This window comes from Microbispora hainanensis (genome assembly GCF_006874475.1).
Lineage (GTDB): Bacteria > Actinomycetota > Actinomycetes > Streptosporangiales > Streptosporangiaceae > Microbispora > Microbispora hainanensis.
In genome coordinates this window covers 68,677-85,598 of the sequence record NZ_VIRM01000029.1, presented here as the reverse complement: position 1 = coordinate 85,598, position 16,922 = coordinate 68,677, and the positions used below count along the sequence as shown (strand labels likewise).

The 16,922-nt window shown below is 73.3% G+C and carries 13 protein-coding genes; 7 read left to right on the top strand and 6 right to left on the bottom strand.

What is annotated here, in order from left to right; translation table 11 throughout:
- The first annotated feature begins 115 nt into the window (after positions 1–115).
- The 5 genes from FLX08_RS22985 to FLX08_RS22965 all read left to right on the top strand — a co-directional run bounded on the left by FLX08_RS22985 (position 116) and on the right by FLX08_RS22965 (position 4,938).
- A complete protein-coding gene (locus tag FLX08_RS22985) occupies positions 116–754 on the top strand; it encodes a DedA family protein (RefSeq protein WP_142621165.1) in 639 nt (212 codons plus the stop codon).
- 64 nt (positions 755–818) lie between these two features.
- Positions 819–1,961, top strand: a complete 1,143-nt coding sequence (locus FLX08_RS22980) for a sensor histidine kinase (RefSeq protein ID WP_142621163.1) — start codon at positions 819–821, stop codon at positions 1,959–1,961.
- A gap of 284 nt (positions 1,962–2,245) precedes the next feature.
- Positions 2,246–2,869 (top strand): hypothetical protein, encoded by a 624-nt coding sequence (locus FLX08_RS22975; protein ID WP_142621161.1) that lies wholly within the window; start codon positions 2,246–2,248, stop codon positions 2,867–2,869.
- A gap of 51 nt (positions 2,870–2,920) precedes the next feature.
- Positions 2,921–3,592 (top strand): response regulator transcription factor, encoded by a 672-nt coding sequence (locus FLX08_RS22970; RefSeq protein WP_142621159.1) that lies wholly within the window; start codon positions 2,921–2,923, stop codon positions 3,590–3,592.
- Positions 3,589–4,938 carry a sensor histidine kinase gene (locus tag FLX08_RS22965; protein ID WP_142621157.1) on the top strand — a complete coding sequence of 450 codons (1,350 nt, stop codon included), beginning with the start codon at positions 3,589–3,591 and terminating at the stop codon, positions 4,936–4,938. Before FLX08_RS22970 ends, FLX08_RS22965 begins: the two co-directional genes overlap by 4 nt.
- On the opposite strand, the gene FLX08_RS22960 is transcribed toward FLX08_RS22965, so the two are convergent.
- Together FLX08_RS22960 and FLX08_RS22955 are read right to left on the bottom strand one after the other, a co-directional pair.
- Positions 4,935–5,642 (bottom strand): alpha/beta hydrolase family protein, encoded by a 708-nt coding sequence (locus FLX08_RS22960; protein ID WP_244312820.1) that lies wholly within the window; start codon positions 5,640–5,642, stop codon positions 4,935–4,937. The genes FLX08_RS22965 and FLX08_RS22960 overlap by 4 nt on opposite strands.
- A 319-nt stretch (positions 5,643–5,961) precedes the next feature.
- Entirely contained in the window at positions 5,962–6,606 is a 645-nt protein-coding gene (locus FLX08_RS22955; protein WP_142621153.1) for a DUF998 domain-containing protein, read from the bottom strand.
- A 616-nt stretch (positions 6,607–7,222) separates the two neighbouring features.
- Here FLX08_RS22955 and FLX08_RS22950 point away from each other — a divergent pair.
- Together FLX08_RS22950 and FLX08_RS42975 are read left to right on the top strand one after the other, a co-directional pair.
- Complete coding sequence (locus tag FLX08_RS22950; protein ID WP_142621150.1) at positions 7,223–7,573, top strand: YciI family protein; 351 nt, start codon at positions 7,223–7,225, stop codon at positions 7,571–7,573.
- Positions 7,574–7,720: 147 nt separating this feature from the next.
- Complete coding sequence (locus FLX08_RS42975) at positions 7,721–9,991, top strand: DUF6596 domain-containing protein (RefSeq protein WP_425280636.1); 2,271 nt, start codon at positions 7,721–7,723, stop codon at positions 9,989–9,991.
- Between the two features lie 36 nt (positions 9,992–10,027).
- On the opposite strand, the gene FLX08_RS22930 is transcribed toward FLX08_RS42975, so the two are convergent.
- The 4 genes from FLX08_RS22930 to leuA form a co-directional block, all read right to left on the bottom strand.
- Positions 10,028–10,672: a phosphatase PAP2 family protein gene (locus tag FLX08_RS22930; protein WP_142621148.1), complete on the bottom strand. Its 645-nt coding sequence runs from the start codon at positions 10,670–10,672 to the stop codon at positions 10,028–10,030.
- A 108-nt stretch (positions 10,673–10,780) separates the two neighbouring features.
- Positions 10,781–12,106, bottom strand: coding sequence for an APC family permease (locus tag FLX08_RS22925; protein ID WP_142621146.1), 1,326 nt, complete (start codon positions 12,104–12,106; stop codon positions 10,781–10,783).
- A gap of 71 nt (positions 12,107–12,177) precedes the next feature.
- Positions 12,178–14,976 (bottom strand): helix-turn-helix transcriptional regulator, encoded by a 2,799-nt coding sequence (locus FLX08_RS22920; RefSeq protein WP_142621144.1) that lies wholly within the window; start codon positions 14,974–14,976, stop codon positions 12,178–12,180.
- A 93-nt stretch (positions 14,977–15,069) separates the two neighbouring features.
- On the bottom strand, positions 15,070–16,803 hold the full coding sequence (gene leuA / locus FLX08_RS22915; RefSeq protein ID WP_244312819.1) for a 2-isopropylmalate synthase: 1,734 nt from the start codon (positions 16,801–16,803) through the stop codon (positions 15,070–15,072).
- Between the last annotated feature and the right edge of the window lie 119 nt (positions 16,804–16,922).

Genomic DNA, 16,922 nt, shown 5'->3' with positions numbered 1-16,922 from the left:
GTGGATGACTGTCCGGAGCTGCGGTTTTCCGCACCCATGATGTGAAGCGCACCGCAGGAAGCCGGGCGGCGCCCCTCATGGTGACCGCGCCGCCCGGCTTCTAGCGTCAATCCCCATGAACAGCACCGAAATCGGAGGAATCGCCGGGTGGGCGATGGAGCTCACCGAACGCCTGGGCGCGCCGGGCGCCGGCGTCGCGATCGCCCTGGAGAACCTGTTTCCCCCACTGCCCAGCGAGGTCATCCTGCCACTCGCCGGGTTCACCGCCTCGCAGGGGGACATGAGCCTGATCGCGGCGCTCCTGTGGACGACCGTGGGCTCCGTCGTGGGGGCGCTCGCGCTCTACTGCGTCGGCGCCCTGCTCGGCCGGGAGCGTACGGTGGCCATCGCGGCACGTCTGCCGCTGGTCAAGATCTCCGACATCGAGAAGGCGGAGGCGTGGTTCGCCCGGCATGGTGTGAAGACGGTGTTCTTCGGGCGCATGATCCCGATCTTTCGCAGCCTGATCTCGGTGCCCGCCGGTGTGGAACGCATGCCGCTCGGCACGTTCCTGCTGTTCACCACGCTCGGCAGCCTGATCTGGAACACCGTGTTCGTGCTGGCGGGTTATCTGCTCGGCGAGAGCTGGCACCTCGTCGAGGACTACATGGGGATCGTCTCCAAGGTGGTCGTGGCGGCCGTCGACCTCGTCGTCGCCTGGTTCGTGGCCGTACGGCTGCGGGAACGGCACGGCCACGGACGCCATGCCCGTTGACCAGCCGCTCCCCGGGCGGGCCCGCCTGCCGCCCAGAGCGGCGCGAACCGCCGCGAAGGAGCCGATGAACGTCGCGCGCGCCCTCAGGATCCTCACGGCGCTCGTCATCGGCACGCTGACGGCGGTCGTCGAGCTGGCCTTCCTGCTGGTGGCCGCGCCGCTCGCCCTGCTCTGCCTGCCGCATCCCGCCGCGCGGCGCGCCGGGGAGCGCCTGCTGCGGGCCGTCGCCGTGCCGCTGGCCCGGCTCGAGATGCGCAGGCTCGGCCTGCTCGGCGGCCTCGACCACGCCGTCGGGACCGGCCGGGTCGCCGGGTATCTCGCGGCCCGGTGGCCGATCGGCCTGCTCGGCGGCCTCGTGCTCCTCCTGCTGGTCATCGGTGTGAGCGTGTGCGTCTACATGGTGTGGAGCTGGGCACACGGGGAGAACCCCGACGGCATCCCGCCGACCCCCGGCATCCTCGTCTACTTCGGAGTGGCCGGGCTCGTCCTGCTGTTCCTCGACATCATGGGCATCCAGGGCGTCGCCGCTCTGGAACTGCGGGTCGCCCGGCGCTTCCTCGGCCCCAGCCCCACCGAGCTGCTGGAGCGCCGCATCGACGAGCTGGCCAGGACCCGTGCCGGCATCGTGAGCGCGGTCGACCAGGAGCGGCGCAGGATCGAGCGCGACCTGCACGACGGCGTGCAGCAGCGGCTGGTGGCCCTCGCCGTGCTGATCGGGCGGGCCCGGCGCGGGCGAAGTCCCCAGCTCCTCGACGATCTGCTCCACCAGGCCCACGAGGAGGCCCAGGAGGCCCTGCGCGAGCTGCGCGAGGTCGCCTGGCGGGTCTACCCGGCCGAGCTCGACACGCTCGGGCTGCGCGAGTCCCTGTCCGCCGTCGCCGAGCGGGCCGGGATGCCCGTCACCGTCGCGTACGGCCTCACCGCCCGCCCACCCGGCGAGGTGGAGACGGCGGTCTACTTCGTCGTACGGGAGGCCGTGACGAACGCCGCCAAGCACGCGGCGGCGGAGCAGGTGCGGGTGGAGATCCTGGAGGACGGGGACACGATCGTCGTGCGGGTGCGCGACGACGGGCGGGGCGGCGCCGACCCCGGCGGCGGCGGCCTGTCCGGGCTGGCCCGCAGGGTCGCCGCGCTGGACGGCAGGTTCCAGGTGGACAGCCCGCCCGGCGGCCCGACCACCGTGAGCGCGGAGCTCCCCCGCGAGTGACCCCCGGATCCTCCTTCGATAGGGGGCTCGTCCGGCCACCCGGCGAGCACGGGCAACGATCAGCCGGCGTACGCGCGGCGCATGGCCGTCTCGTTCGGACCGGTGACCGCTCCCCGTGCGGCGCTATCGTCGGCGGCATGACCGATCGATCGCTCGCTGGGGAGAACGCGGCCGTTCTAAGGAACCCTTAAAGGTGGGTGAAACCACGCCAGAGGCCGCGATGTTTGCGTTGTCCCAGGACGCCGGCACCCGTCCGGCGCGCTCTGTGGACGAAAGGCATCACGATGATGAAACGCACACGGCTGCTCGTGGCCGCGCTCACGCTCACCACGCTGGCCGCGGCCGGTACGGCCGCGGCGGCCGATACGGCCCCGGCACCCGGCGCCGTGAAATCCGGCGACGCGACGATCAAGTCAGGCGCGAGGGCCGGGGCGGATGCGGACGCCGATCTGGCGGCGATCGCGGCGAAGCTCGGAGTGACGACCGAGCGGCTCGACTCCGCGCTGGTCGCGGCCAAGATGGAGGACGTTCCGCCGGGGTCCTTCGTCACGGCGGTCGCGGCCGACCTCGGGCTGCCGGTCTCGCAGGTTCGGGACGCTCTGGGACCGATCGTCGCCAAGCCCGCGCCCGATGGCGACAATCAGGGCAGGGCAGACAGCACGGGCACGAAGGCCCGGGACGGCTCACAGGACTCGCCGTTCACCACCGACGCCGCGGCGGCGTCCCTGGCCGCGGCGCTCGGTGTCGATCAGGCCAAGGCCAAGGACGCCCTGGCCGCTTTGGTGGCATTGGGCAGAGTCCGTCCGACGTCCACGGATTTCGGTGACATCGCCGCCTCGCTCGGGGTGGGCTCCGACCGGCTCGATGCCGCGTTGCGCGAGCTGAAGCGGTCGCTGAGCCAGGGCTGACAGCCACCGCGTCTCACACAACTGCGGCATCGAGGGTGAGGATGGGCGACCATGCGGATACTCGTGGTGGACGACGACGCGGCCGTGCGGCGGTCCTTGGAGCATGCGTTGCGCCGGGACGGCTACGACGTGTCATCCGCCGCCGATGGGGCGTCCGCCCTCGCCGAGCACGGCGTGTTCCGCCCGGACGCGGTGGTGCTCGACGTCCTCATGCCCGAACCGAACGGGCTGGAGGTGTGCCGTGCGCTACGCGAGGGCGGGCACGACACGCCGATCCTGATGCTCACGGCCCGGGACCTGGTCGTCGACCGGGTCGCCGGGCTCGACGCGGGGGCCGACGATTACCTGGCCAAGCCCTTCGCCCTGGAGGAGTTGCGGGCCCGGCTGAGAGCCCTGCTCCGGCGCAGCGGCGCCAGGGCCGAGGTGCTGCGCTTCGCCGACGTCGCCCTCGACGTGAGCGGCTGCAGGGCCGAGCGGGCCGGGCGGCGCCTGGATCTGACCAAGACGGAGTTGTCCCTGCTGGAGCTGTTCCTGCGCAACCCCGGCCGGGTGCTGAGCCGGACCCAGATCTTCGAGTCCGTCTGGGGCTACGACTTCGGCCCGGAGTCGAACGCGCTGTGGGTGTACATCAGCTACCTGCGCGGCAAGCTCGAAGCGGACGGCGGCAGCCGATTGATCCAGACGGTGCGCGGCCTGGGGTATGTCCTGCGCGAGGAACCATGAACCTGCGCACCCGGCTGGCCATCGCCGGCGGTTCCGTGGTCGCGGGCGCCCTGGTGCTCGTGTCGGTGGTCCTTTATCCGGCCGTGAACGCCAACCTTCGCGGCCAGATGGACAACGCGCTGATCGCGGCCGCCGGCCGGGCACCGAGCGTGGCCGCGGCCATCAACGCCAAGCTCAGGGACGTCAACGGGGATCCGGGCTTCCCGACTGCTCCGCTGGGGATCGGAAGCACCCAGCTGCAGATCGTGCCGGCCCCGGTCCGAGCCGGGCCGTCGGCGGAGTTCGTCGACCTCACGGCCCGCGACGTCGCCGTCGCGGACGGCACCGCCGGCGCCTACTTCCGAGACGCGACCTACAACGGAATCGCCTACCGGGTCTACACGGCCCGGCTGCCCGGATCACCGGGAACGCTCGTACGCACAGCCATCCCGGAATCCGATCCCGCGCCCACACTCCGCGAACTCGCCTGGCTGCTCGCCGGCTCGACGGTGGCCGCCGGACTCCTGGCGGCACTGGTCTCACGCCTGGCGGCACGCCGCGTCCTACGCCCGGTGCACCAGCTCACCGAGACCGTCGAACTGATCCGCACGACCGGCGACCTGTCCATCCCGATCTCCGCCCAGAGCCGGGATGAGATCGGCCGGCTCGCCTCGGCGTTCGCGGCGATGACCGCCGCCCTGGACGAAGCAATCGGCGCCCAGCGCCGTCTGGTGGCCGACGCCTCGCACGAACTGCGCACACCGCTGACGAGCCTGACGGTGAACCTCGAACTGCTGTCGGAGAACCCGGCCGACGCGCAGGCTCCACTCCTCGCCGCCGAAGCGCTCGGCCAGGCCGGGGAACTCACGACGTTGGTCAACGACCTGGTCGACCTGGCCCGCTATGGCCAGGCGCCGTTCCACACGGAAGACGTCCGCCTCGACCTCGTCGCCGAGCGCGTCGCGGCCCGCGCGGCGCGCCGGGCCCCGCGGATCGGATTCGAGCTGACCTGCGCGCCCACTCTCGTCCACGGAGACCCCGACGCCCTGGAACGCGCCGTCGCGAACCTCGTCGACAACGCCGTGAAGTGGAGCCCGCCCGACGGCCGGATCAGGATCAGCGTCGAGGCGGGCACCGTCGAGGTCGCGGACACCGGGCCGGGGATACCCGACAGCGATCTCGCATTCGTCTTCGACCGCTTCTATCGATCACCCGCGGCCCGCGCGCACCCCGGCTCCGGACTGGGCCTGGCCATCGTCCGGCAGGTCGCCGAGGCGCACGGCGGGACGGCCGAGGCCGTACCGTGCCGAAGCGGCGCGTTACTGCGGCTGCGCCTGCCGGCGTGTGCCGAGCAGGCGGAACCCTAGGGAGTGTCCGGTGATGTGCCTCGGGTTCCCCGCACCCGGCGGCCCTGACCGAGATGCCGGACGAAGAACCGCAGCGAGCTGTCGGTCTCGGACTCGGGGGTCTCCCCATGGTTGCCGGGGTTGGCGTGCAGCGTCTTGTCGGCCGAGCCCAGAGCGTCGAACAGCGCCAGGCCCCGGTCTCGCGGCACCCTGTCGTCGTCCCACTGGAGCAGGAACCGCACCGGGACGGTGACCCGGGCGGCGGCCTCGGTCAGCCCGTCCACGCCCAGCAGGCCCAGCACCGCCGCGCGGACCCGGGGCTCGGCGGCGACGAAGGGCACGCCGAGCCCGCAGCCCATCGACATGCCGAAGTAGCCCACCGGGCCGGCGCCGACGACGTCGAGCTCCTGAACCGCGGTCACCACGGCCTGCCATTCCGGCACGGCGGGACCGGCCAGGAACGTGTGCATCGTGGCGAGATGCGGGGCGACGTCCTCACCCGCGGCCATGCCGGCCCGCAGCCCGGCCGCCACCCGGGCGAACTCCTCGGTTTTCGGCCGATCGCCGTGGTTGGGCGCATCGACCGCGACCACCGCGACACCGCCCTCGGTGACGAAGCGGCGGGCGCGGGCCACGATGCCGGGGGCCTTCTTGTGCTGCCCGCCGCCGTGGCCCATCAGGATCAGGGGACGAGCCCCTGCGGCGCCTTCCGGCGTCCACAGCACACCGGGAATCTCGCCGAGAAGAAACTGCTGTTCAACGACGCCGTCCGACGACGTCCGAGAGATGAAGCGCAAAGCGTTACACGCCTTTCGGGATGCCTTCTGCGGGCGCTCCCTAGACCATGCGACGGAGGGAGCCCCGACCTGACACAGCGTTGATCGGTCTCACCTCCTCGGGTCACGGCGATGCACGGACGACGCCGAAGGTATCACCAGACCACGCAGAGCCCCCAGTGGTTTATCACCGGGAGCTCTGCGCGGTTTTCCCGTCGGCGGTTCCCCGTCGGCAGGGTCGACGTCTGGCAGGGTCGACGTCTGGCGGTCAGCGTCGTGCGGCGTCGCCCGTGAGATTCGCGCGCTTTGCGGCGGCGACCACCGAGACCCAGGCCATCGCGACGAGCACGCCGACGCACAGCGTGAGGGAACCGGCCCGCCCGCCCGACATGGCCCACCCGTTGCCCAGCAGGAGAGCCAGGCCGCCGAGCCGGGAGGCGACCGCGTGCCGGGCCCGCCCGGCGCGGGCGAAGTGCCGGCCGAGGACGAAGCAGGCCGCGATGAGCGCGGTGAAGGCCACCGAGCCGGCCGCCATGTGCAGCATCGCGTGCCAGCTCATCCCGGCCGGGGCACCCAGCGGGGTGCCCGCGGGGAAGCCGTCACCCGGGTCCATGCTGAAGACCCCGGCAGCCGCGAGTCCGGCGCCCTCGACGAGCAGCAGCCTGGGCGCCCACGTCCCTCCGGGCGTGCCGCGCATGACCCTGCGCAGTCCGATCGCCCCGGCGACCGTCAGGACGGCGGTGATCCAGAAGTTGGCGATCTGCAGCCACCCGAGGTCGCCGGTGCTGAGCATGCTGAGCGGGTGACGGAGCAGGTCGAAGCCCTCGCGGGTGAACGCCTGCGTCAGCGAGACGATCCCGAAGACGGGCGTGGTGAGCACCGCGCAGGTGAGCAGCGCACGCGTCGATCCCATGGAGACCGCCGGGCTCGTCGCACCCGTCGCACCCGTCGCACCCGGCGCGCCCGGCGCGGAACGCCGCGCAGCCGGCCCCCCGGTGAGCCGGTGCGTGGACTGAGACACGGACTGAGACACGGGCTGAGACACGGACTGAGACACGGGCTGAGAGGTGAGCTGGGTGGTGTCCTGCGTGGCGGTCATGGCCGTTCCCTTCTTCGGTGTCCTGGTCTTCCAGGCGGGCTTCGGGTGTATCCCGGACTCCGGCGCTTCGGCCTTCCCGTGCTTGGGCGCTGCGGGGTTTGGGTGGTCCGGGGCTTGGGTTGTCCTGGCCGGTGTGGTGTCCGGCCTCGCTCACGCGTCGAACGGCGGCGGCGCGATTCGACCGTCCGCGCCCGCTCCCGACGCCCGCCCGCCGTCCACCCGCCGTCCACCCCGCCGACCTGCGGCGTCGGCCACGGGTGCGCATTCCCTGTCACATGCGCATTCCCTGTCACATCGAGACGTCGGCCCAGGTCACGGCGTGTCAGGATCGGAGCCGGTCGATTCCGGCTCGTCCCGTACGACGTGGAGGTGACGGCGGGACCGGCGAACGGCCCGGCCGGACAGAGGATCGGAAAGAAGGAGAACGACGATGCGGTTTCTCATGACCACCAAGGGCGGCTCCCGCACACCGGATGCGGAGATGATGGCCGAGATGGGCGCCTTCATCGAGGAGATGACCAGGACGGGCGTGCTGCTGGCCACCGGCGGGCTGGAGCCGGGCGGCCTGCGGATGATCTCCTCCGGGGGTGAGATCACCGTGACCGACGGCCCCTTCACGGAGGCGAAGGAGGCGATCGTCAGCTTCGCCCTGATCGAGGCGCGCTCCCGCGAGGAGGCCGTGGAGCTGGCCCGCCGCTTCTGGAAGATCGTCGGCGACGGCGAGGGCTCGATCCAGCAGGTGTTCGGCCCCGAAGACGCCCCCGGAGGCGGCCCCCGCTGACACCGGAGAACGCCGGCGAGGCCGTGACCGGGCAGGCGTCCGGCCTCCGGCGGCGTACGCGCCGGGTTGCGCGGCGGACGGGCCGGTGCTGTCATCGGTCGGGTGACCTCCCTGGACTCCCATCGGGTCGTGGACGCCGTCTGGAAGATGGAGTCCGCGAGGATCGTCGCCGGCCTGGTGCGGATGATCGGTGACGTCGGCCTGGCGGAGGAGCTGGCGCAGGACGCCGTCCTCGCCGCGCTGGAGCAGTGGCCCGAGGCGGGCGTCCCGGACAACCCGGGCGCCTGGCTCATGGCCGTCGCCAAGCGCCGGGCCGTCGACCACCTGCGCCGGGAGGAACGGCGGGACCGCGGGCAGGAGCTGCTCGCCCGCGATCTGGCCACCCGCCCCGACGAGGGCGAGCGCGACGTGGACGAGGTGGTGGACGCGCTCGACGGGGAGGTCGGCGACGACGTCCTGCGGCTGATGTTCGTCTCCTGTCACCCGGTGCTGTCCACCGAGGCCCGGGTCGCGCTCACCCTGCGGCTGATCGGCGGCCTGCGCACCGACGAGATCGCGCGGGCCTTCCTCGTCTCCGAGAGCGCCGTCGCGCAGCGGATCGTGCGGGCCAAGCGGGCGCTCGCCGACGCGAACGTTCCCTTCGAGGTCCCGTCGGGTCCCGAGCGGGCGGCCCGGATGTCGTCGGTGCTCGAAGTGGTCTATCTCGTGTTCAACGAGGGATATTCGGCGACGGCGGGCGACGACCTGATGCGCCCGTCCCTGTGTCTGGAGGCGCTGCGCCTGGGCCGCGTCCTGGCCGAGCTGGCCCCCGACGAGGCCGAGGTGCACGGCCTGGTGGCGTTGATGGAGCTGCAGCAGTCGCGCTCCGCCGCGCGCACCGGCCCGTCGGGGGAGCCGGTCGTGCTGCACGAGCAGAACCGGGGGCGCTGGGACCCGCTGCTCATCCGGCGCGGCTTCGCGGCGCTGCTGCGGGCGCGGCAGGCGGGCGGCCCCCTCGGCCCGTACGTGCTGCAGGCGGCCATCGCGGCCTGCCACGCGCGGGCCGCCACCCCGGAGGAGACCGACTGGCCGCAGATCGCCGCGCTCTACGAGGCCCTCGTCAGGGTGCTGCCCACGCCGGTCGTCCAGCTCAACCGCGCGGTCGCGCTCGCCATGGCCCACGGTCCGCGCGCCGGTCTCACGCTCGTTGACGCGCTGACCGGGGAACCGGCGCTCAAGGGCTATCACCTGCTGCCCGCCGTACGCGGGGACATGCTGGCCCGGCTCGGCCGGCACGACGAGGCCCGTACGGAGTTCGAACGCGCCGCGTCCCTCACCCGCAACACCGCGGAACGGGCGGTGCTGCTACGCCGCGCCGCGACCTGCGCCCAGGAAGCCCAAGATGCCGCCCGGGAAGCCCGGGAAGCCCGGGAAGCCCGGGAAGGCCGGGAAGGCCGAGAGGCCCGGGAAGGCCGAGAGGCCCGGGAAGGCCGAGAGGCCCGGGAAGGCCGGAACGAGGCGGCGGAAGCCGGGGTCGGCCGGGACGAGGTCGCGGAGGCCGGAGCGACGGGCGGGGACGTCACCCTGGGCAGGGCGATGACGCTCTTCCTCACCCGGCCCGGTCTGAGCGCCGACACCGTCCGCTCCTACAACCAGACCCTGACGCGGCTGTGCCGGCACCTCGGCGAGGACGTCCCGCTGCGTGACGTGACGTCCCACCGGGTCGCCGAGGTCTTCGCCGCGACGTGGGGCACGGCGGCGGGCGCGACCTGGAACCGGCACCGCGCGGCGCTGCGGTCGTTCGCCGCGTGGGCGGCAGAGCGCGGCTGGGCCGCCGCCGGCCTCGCCGCCCCGCTCGATCGGCGGCCCGAGCCCCGTGGCCGCATCCGCCCCATCGACCGCTCGCTCCTGGAAAGCCTGTGGCAGCGGCCGGACCTCCCGCCGCGCGAGCGCACGCTGTGGCTGCTGCTGTACGAGAGCGCGGCCCCTGCGGAATGGGCGCTCTCGCTCAACGTGGACGACCTCGACCTGCCCGGCATGCGCGGCGAGGTGAAGGCGAGGGGCCACTGGCTGCGCTGGCAGTCCGGCACGGCCGCGCTCCTTCCCCTCCTCGTCGGCGACCGCCGCCGGGGTCCGCTGTTCCTCGCCGACCGCAGGCCGGGGCCGGGCCGCAGGCCGGCGGCGGCCGACCTGTGCCCCCACACGGGCCGGGGCCGCCTGTCGTACGAGCGGGCGGAGTATCTGTTCAAACGGGCCACCGCGGAGCTCGATCCGGAGGGCGGCGGCTACACCCTCCACCGCCTGCGCCACTCGCGCCTGGCCCACCTCGGCGAGGACGGCTGGTCGGCGCCGATGCTCATGTCCCTGTCCGGCCACGCCAGCGCCCGCACCCTGCACGGGTTCGTCCGGGTCCCACGACCTGCGGATACCGTTGCCTGAGCGGGGAGGCATCGCCGCCCGCCTGCACCTCGGCGGTCATCGCCCACGAGGCAGGACTGGCGGGCGGCCGGTAGCCACCAGCACCGCCAGCGCCGGGCGCCGCCGCATCGCGGAGACCAGCGCGGTCGCCGGGCTCCGCATGGCCAGCAGGACCACCGGCGCGATCAGGCCGCCGAACAGCAGCCCCGCCACCACGTCGTGGGGATAGTGGGCGCCGACGAAGACCCGGGAGAACGCCTCCAGCAGCGCGATCACCGGTGCCACGACCGCCGCCGCACCGCGCCACAAAGCGACCAGCCCGACGGCTGCCGCCGCGGCGAAGGTCGCGTGGTTGCTCGGCAGCGACCAGTCGCCGTACGGCGGGCAGTGCGCCACCGTGACCACGTCGGTCATGTCCCAGCAGGGGCGGCGCAGCCGCAACACGCTCTTGACGCCCTCACTCGCGAGGTAGGCCGTCACCACCGCGACCGGTGCGAGCAGGGCGAGCGCCATCATGCGGTCGTCCCCGCGCCGCGCCCGCCACCAGCCGAAGACGAGGAACGCGAAGAGGATCGCGGGGACGGCGTCCGTCGCGACCGCCGCCGCGTCGCGCACCCATGCGGGGGTGTGCAGGGCTAACCCGGTGACCTCCCGATACCACTCGGCGCTGATGTCCGGGACGTCCTCGATCTGGTTCCCCACCGTTTTCCCTCCGTGCCGCTGCTCGCCGGTCCGTCCGGCCCTTAGACCCTAGAGACCGGACGGCACGGCGGGCACACGCGGAAGGTCGCCGGTGACCCTCCACTTTCGTCAATGCCCGGCCTGTTCACCCCCAGGGACGGCCTCCTCCCCGCGGACGAACCGCGCGTACGCCAGGGCGGCGCCGCCGACCAGCAGCGGCCAGACGAGGTAGACGCCCGACGCGGCGACCAGCAGGGCGACCGCCACGAGCGCGAGCAGGGCGGCGGCCCTGGCCCGGCCGCGCGGCAGCAGCCGGATGGCGGCCGCCACGCCGATCGCGTAGACGACCACGAACGACCCGTTGGTCATCAGCACCAGCGGCCGGATGCCCGTCCCCGCCGCGTACACGACGGCGAGCGCCAGGAAGGACAGCACGGCGACGACCGTGAGACTGCGCCGCGGCACCTCCCCCGCGACGCTGCCGCGCGACAGCCAGCCGGGCAGGGCGCCGTCGCGCCCGAGGGCGGCGCCGAGCTTGGCCGCCCCGGCCCAGTAGGCGTTCATCGCGCCGAGCGTCAGCAGCAGCGCGGCGGCGGCGGCGAGCAGCCGGGCGTTGCCGCCGAGGCCGAGGGCCAGCAGGTCGCCGAGGGGCGCCCGCGCGCCTCCGGCGGCCGGGCCGAGGACGGCGACGGTGGCGAAGGCGACCGACAGGTACAGCACGCCGACGAGCACGACGGCCGCCGCGGCGGCCCTGGGCAGGTCTCTGGACGGCCTGCGGAAGTCGGCGGCGAGGTGCGTGATCGCCTCCCAGCCGGCGAAACTCCACACGAGCAGGGCCGCCGCCGGGGCGATGGCCGTCCAGCCGTTCGGGGCGAACGGCCGCAGGTTGGCCATGTCGGCGTGCGGGAGCGACAGCGCCACGGCGACGACGAGCAACGCGACGAGCAGCCCGGCCAGCCCGAGCTGGACCCGGCCGGTCACCCGAAGGCCGGAGGCGTTCGACACGGTCACGACCGCCATCAGCCCCGCCGCCGTCAGCGTCGCGGTGCCGGTCCCGCCGCCCACCGCCGCGGCGACGTACTCGCCGCCGAACAGCGCCGCGGCGGCGGCGCTCGGCGGGATCGCGAAGTAGAAGCACCAGCCGACGACGAGCGCGGCCCGGTCGCCGAAGGCGAGGCGGGCGTAGGTGGACACGCCGCCGGAGTCCGGATGACGCGCGCCGAGCGCGGCGAACGCCGCGGCCAGCGGGGCCGACAGCACGACCAGGCCGAGCCAGGCCAGCAGCGACGCCGGTCCGGCCGCCTGGGCCGCGAGCGCGGGCAGGGCGATGACGCCCGTGCCGAGCACCGCGCCGACGTACATCGCGGTGCCCTGGGCCGCCGTGAGACGGCCCGCCAGTGTGGCGGCAGGTGTGGCGGCAGGTGTGGCAGCAGGTGGGACGCTCGTCTGAGTCATGCGCGTTCACCTTCCAGTCAGGGAAGCGGCCGGCCGGGGGTTTCCCGGCCGGCCCAGGGCGTGGAGCCGTGTCAGGCGGAGGTGCTGAACTCGAGGCTGGCGGGCAGGTCGGAGCGGCGGGTGACGTTGAGCTTGCGGTAGATCCGGGTCAGGTGCTGCTCGACCGTGCTGACCGTGATGTAGAGCTTGTCGGCGATCTCGCGGTTGGTGTATCCGACCGCGGCGAGCGCGGCCACCCGGCGCTCGGCCTCGCTCAGCGTCGACGGGCCGCTCTCCGTGCGGGGCGGCTCGGCCGGCTGCCCGGGGCCGCCCTGGGTGAGCGCGTTGACCAGCGGAACGGCCTCGCACTCCTCGGCGATCCGCTGCGCCTGCCTGGCGACCGTACGGGCGCGGCGCAGCTCGCCCACCGCCTGGTAGGCGTCGGCCAGGTCGGCCAGGGCGCGGGCCAGCTCATACTGGTCGCCGCTCGCCTGGAGCATGTCGGCGGCGCGGCGCAACAGCGGGGGACGCTGCCGGGGCTCGCTCGCGGCGGCGGTCAGCCGCAGGCCGGTGCCGCGGGCGCGGACCGGGCCGGGGGCGCAGCGCGCCACGTGCTCGTCCAGCAGCGGCCGGGCGCGCTCCGCGCGGCCCATGCCGATCAGCGCCTCGGCCGCGCCCGTGCGCCACGAGACCAGCCCCGGCGAGTCGAGGCTCCAGGAGCCCATCAGCTCGCCGCACGTCTGGAAGTCGCGCAGCGCCATGCCGAGGTCGCCCGTCGCCAGGTGGTAGCGGCCCCGCGCGTTCAGGTAGTGCAGGCCGTATCGGGTCTGGAGCATGGCCTCGGGCACGGGCTGGTTCACGAGCTGCACCGCCTCGTCGAGCCGGCCCATCGCGGTCACCGCCGTGAGCAGCACCGACAGCGGGGCGCCGACCGCGACCCCCCAGCTCGTCGGCGGGATGAGCCGTACGGCCATCTGGGCGAGGCTCTCGGCGCCCTCAAGGTCGCCCTGCCGCAGGCTGATCTCGGCGCGCAGCGCCGCGAGGCGGGCCTGCCTGCTGGGGGCGCGCCGGCTGGCGGCCTCCTCGAAGAACAGGTCGCACCAGGGGGCGGCCAGGTCGGGCCGCTCACCGTAGATCAGCGCGAGCAGGGCGCACTCGACGGCGTCCATCGACATGTCGTCGAGGCGGGAGCCGCGCAGGATGCGCTCCACGTCGGCCAGCGTCTGCGGGTGCGGGCCCTTGGTCAGCACCGACGCGAGCGCGGTGGCGGCCTCCAGCCGGCCGATGACCGGCGCGGACGGCGGCGCCTGCGTGCTCATGTCGGTGACCCTCGGAAGGTGCGCCAGGAACGGCGTGTAGGAGCAGCGCAGCCACGGCCGGGCGGCGCGGATCTCGGCCACCGTCTCCGCGTCCATGATCGAGCCGATCCGGCCCAGGTGGTCGAGCACGTCGCGGGCGTCGTCGAACCGGCCGTGCCACAGCAGCGCCTTGGCCAGCACGACCGCGTCCGAGCCGCGCAGGTGGCCGCGGTGCATGGCGTCGGTGAGCTCGTCGAGGTGGGCGGCGGGGGCGCTGGGGTTGAGCCGCCACTCCGCCCGCACCAGCGTCGTCTTGATGGTGGCGCGGCGCTGGTCGTCGGTGCACGCCCCGTCGGCCAGGCGCAGGTAGTCGACGGCGGGCTCGACGCGGCCCTCGCTGAGCGCCTGCCGGGCCGCCTCCTCCAGGATCGGTACGGCCCAGGGCCCCCCGTTGTGCTGGGCGGCCAGCAGGTGCTCGGCGATCACGGCGGCCGGGGCGCCCTGGCCGTACGCCAGCTCGGCGGCCCTGCGGTGCAGGTCGGTCCGCTCGTGCCGGTCGAGGTCGGCGAGCACGGCGGCGCGCGCCTGGGGGTGGCGCAGGTGGAGGTCGGCGCCGACCAGCCCGGCGTTGTGCAGCGCGTTGAGCGCCTGGACGACGACGCCGGCGTCGAGGTCGAGCAGCCGGTCGAGGTGGCCGGGGTCGCCGGCGACGGCCAGGCCCCGGGCGACGCGGGCCGCGAGCGGGTGGCCGCGGTGCAGGCACGACTGCACCGCCTGACGGTAGGCGTCGCCCGTGACGATCTCGTCGATTCCCGTGTCCGTCTCGCTCCCGGCCGGGGCTCCTCCGGCGTCGGCCGCGGCGAGGTGGTCCTCGATGAGCGCGCCGACGAGCAGCGGGTTGCCGCCGCTGACCGCGTGCCAGTCCGCGGCGAACCGCCGGGCGACGTCGTCGCCCACGATGTCGGCGGCCATGATCTCGACGCCCTCGCGGGACAGGGCCGACAGCGGCAGGCGGCGGCAGTGCGGCTGGCGCAGCAGCTCGGTCTGGAACAGCGACGGGGCGTTCCACGACTCCTCCGACTGGCTGAAGATCGCCAGGATGTGGGCGAAGCGCAGTCTGCGGGCGAGGTAGGCCAGGCAGAGCTGCGAGGCGCGGTCGGCGTGCTGGATATCGTCCACCACGATCATGAGGGGGTGCCGCTCGGCGAGTTCGAGGAGCACCATGCACAGGGCGTGCACGATGTGGGCGTCCACCTGGTCGACGTAGTCGGCGAGCGGGTCGGCCGACATGGCGCAGCGGGCGCCCTCGTGCAGCAGGTTGCGGGTGCGCTCCTCCTCCTCGGGGGTGAGCGGCGCGTTGTGCAGGATCTGCGACAGCACGGCCAGCGCCAGTCCCGACTCCGACTGCGAGCAGGTCGCGGTCAGCGGCAGGGCGCCGTGCTCCAGCGCGTCCTCGACCAGCGTGTTGAGCAGTGCGGTCTTGCCCGTCGCGACGGGACCTCCGACGATCGCGATCTTCCCTCTGCCGGTGACGGCGTCGGCCAGCATGTCCTCAAGGGAGGCCAACACCTCTTCCCGCTCCACCAGGGCCATAATGAGCCTCCCGAATTCCGTTCGTTTCCCGGCCGAACGACCGGGTTCACAATTGCCGTGACTTATCTGTGAAACTTCGGTGTTTGGCCTCGGTCAGCCGACCAGCGTCATTCGAGCGGAAACGCTCTCGCCGGCCCGCTCCGCCGCGCCTTCCGCGTTCGACTCGCCCGCGCGGGCCAGCGCCGAGCGGACGGCCGCGAAGGAGGCGGCGACCACGTCGTGGTCGAGGCCCACGCCCCAGACCTGCCGTCCGTCGATCACGCACTCGGCGTAGACCGCGACCTCGCGGTCCTCCGCGCTGCCGGCCGCGGCCTCCACGCCGGTGCGGTGCACCATCTGCACGTCCACGTTCCAGACCGCCAGCCGGGCGCCCAGGGTGCGGATGGCGTCGGCCCGCGGCCCGGTGACGTCGAAGCGCGCGCCGTCGATGTACAACGTGGTCTGCAGCGGCCGGCCGCCGAGCCCGAGCGGCACGGTGATCTCGGTCCGCGACAGGTACTCCTCGTCGAACAGGTCGCGGACGACGGCCGGGGTGATCTCGCCGCCCGAGCCGTCCGCGTGGGCCTGCACGACGCGGGCGAACTCCGCCTGCAGGCTCTTGGGCGGGTTCAGCCCGTGCCAGGCGCTCAGGATGTAGGCCACGCCGCCCTTGCCCGACTGGCTGTTGATGCGCACCACGGCCTCGTACGTGCGGCCGACGTCCTTGGGGTCGATCGGCAGGTACGGCATGCGCCACGGCAGGTCGTCGACGCTGACGCCGGCCTCGGCGGCCTCCACGGCCAGTGCGTCGAAGCCCTTCTTGATGGCGTCCTGGTGGGAGCCGGAGAAGGCCGTGTAGACGAGGTCGCCGCCGTACGGGTGGCGGGGGTTGACCTGCATCTCGTTGCAGTACTCGACGGTGCGCCGGATCTCGGTGATGTCGGAGAAGTCGATGCCCGGGTCGACCCCGTGCGTGTACATGTTCAGGCCGAGCGTGACCAGGCAGACGTTGCCGGCCCGCTCGCCGTTGCCGAACAGGCAGCCCTCGATCCGCTGGGCGCCGGCCAGCAGCGCCAGCTCGGAGGCGGCCACGCCGGTGCCCCGGTCGTTGTGCGGGTGGATCGACAGGCAGACGTGCTCGCGGCGCGACAGGTTGCGGTCGAGCCACTCGATCTGGTCGGCGAAGACGTGCGGGAGCGACCGCTCCACCGTCGTCGGGAAGTTGAGGATGATCTCCCGGCCCTCCTCCGGCTGCCAGACGTCCATGACCGCCTCGCAGACCTCGAGCGCGAACTCGGGCTCGGTCTCGTTGAACAGCTCCGGCGAATACTGGAACCCCAGGTCGCAGTCGCCCAGGGTGGCCTCGGCATACTTCATCATCAGGCGGGTGCCCTCGACGGCGAGGTCCCGGCACTCGTCGCGCGTCATGCCGAAGACCACCCGGCGGAAGAGCGGGGCCGTGGCGTTGTAGAGGTGGATGTTGGCCCGGGGCGCGCCGGCCAGGCTCTCCACGGTCCGCCGGATCAGCTCGTCCCGCGCCTGCACCAGGACCGAGATCCGCACGTCGTCGGGGATCCGGTCCTGCTCGATCAGCATGCGCACGAAGTCGTGGTCGTCCTGGCTCGCCACCGGGAACCCGACCTCGATCTCCTTGTAGCCCATCCGTACGAGCAGGTCGAACATCGCGAGCTTGCGCTCCGGGCTCATCGGGTTGACGAGCGACTGGTTGCCGTCGCGCAGGTCGGTGGACAGCCATCGCGGGGCGGCCTCGATCGTCCGGTCCGGCCAGCGCCGGTCCGCCAGGCGGACGGGGGTGAAGGCCGAGTAACGGGAAGGAGAGCTGCTCATGAGGAATTCCTTTCTCATCCGGCGACCATGCCACCGAATTCGCGACCGACCGTTTCTCCGAAAAGCTGTCCGCGAATCGCGCCCACTTCCTTCCGGAAGCCCGTCCAAATGGCCGGTGA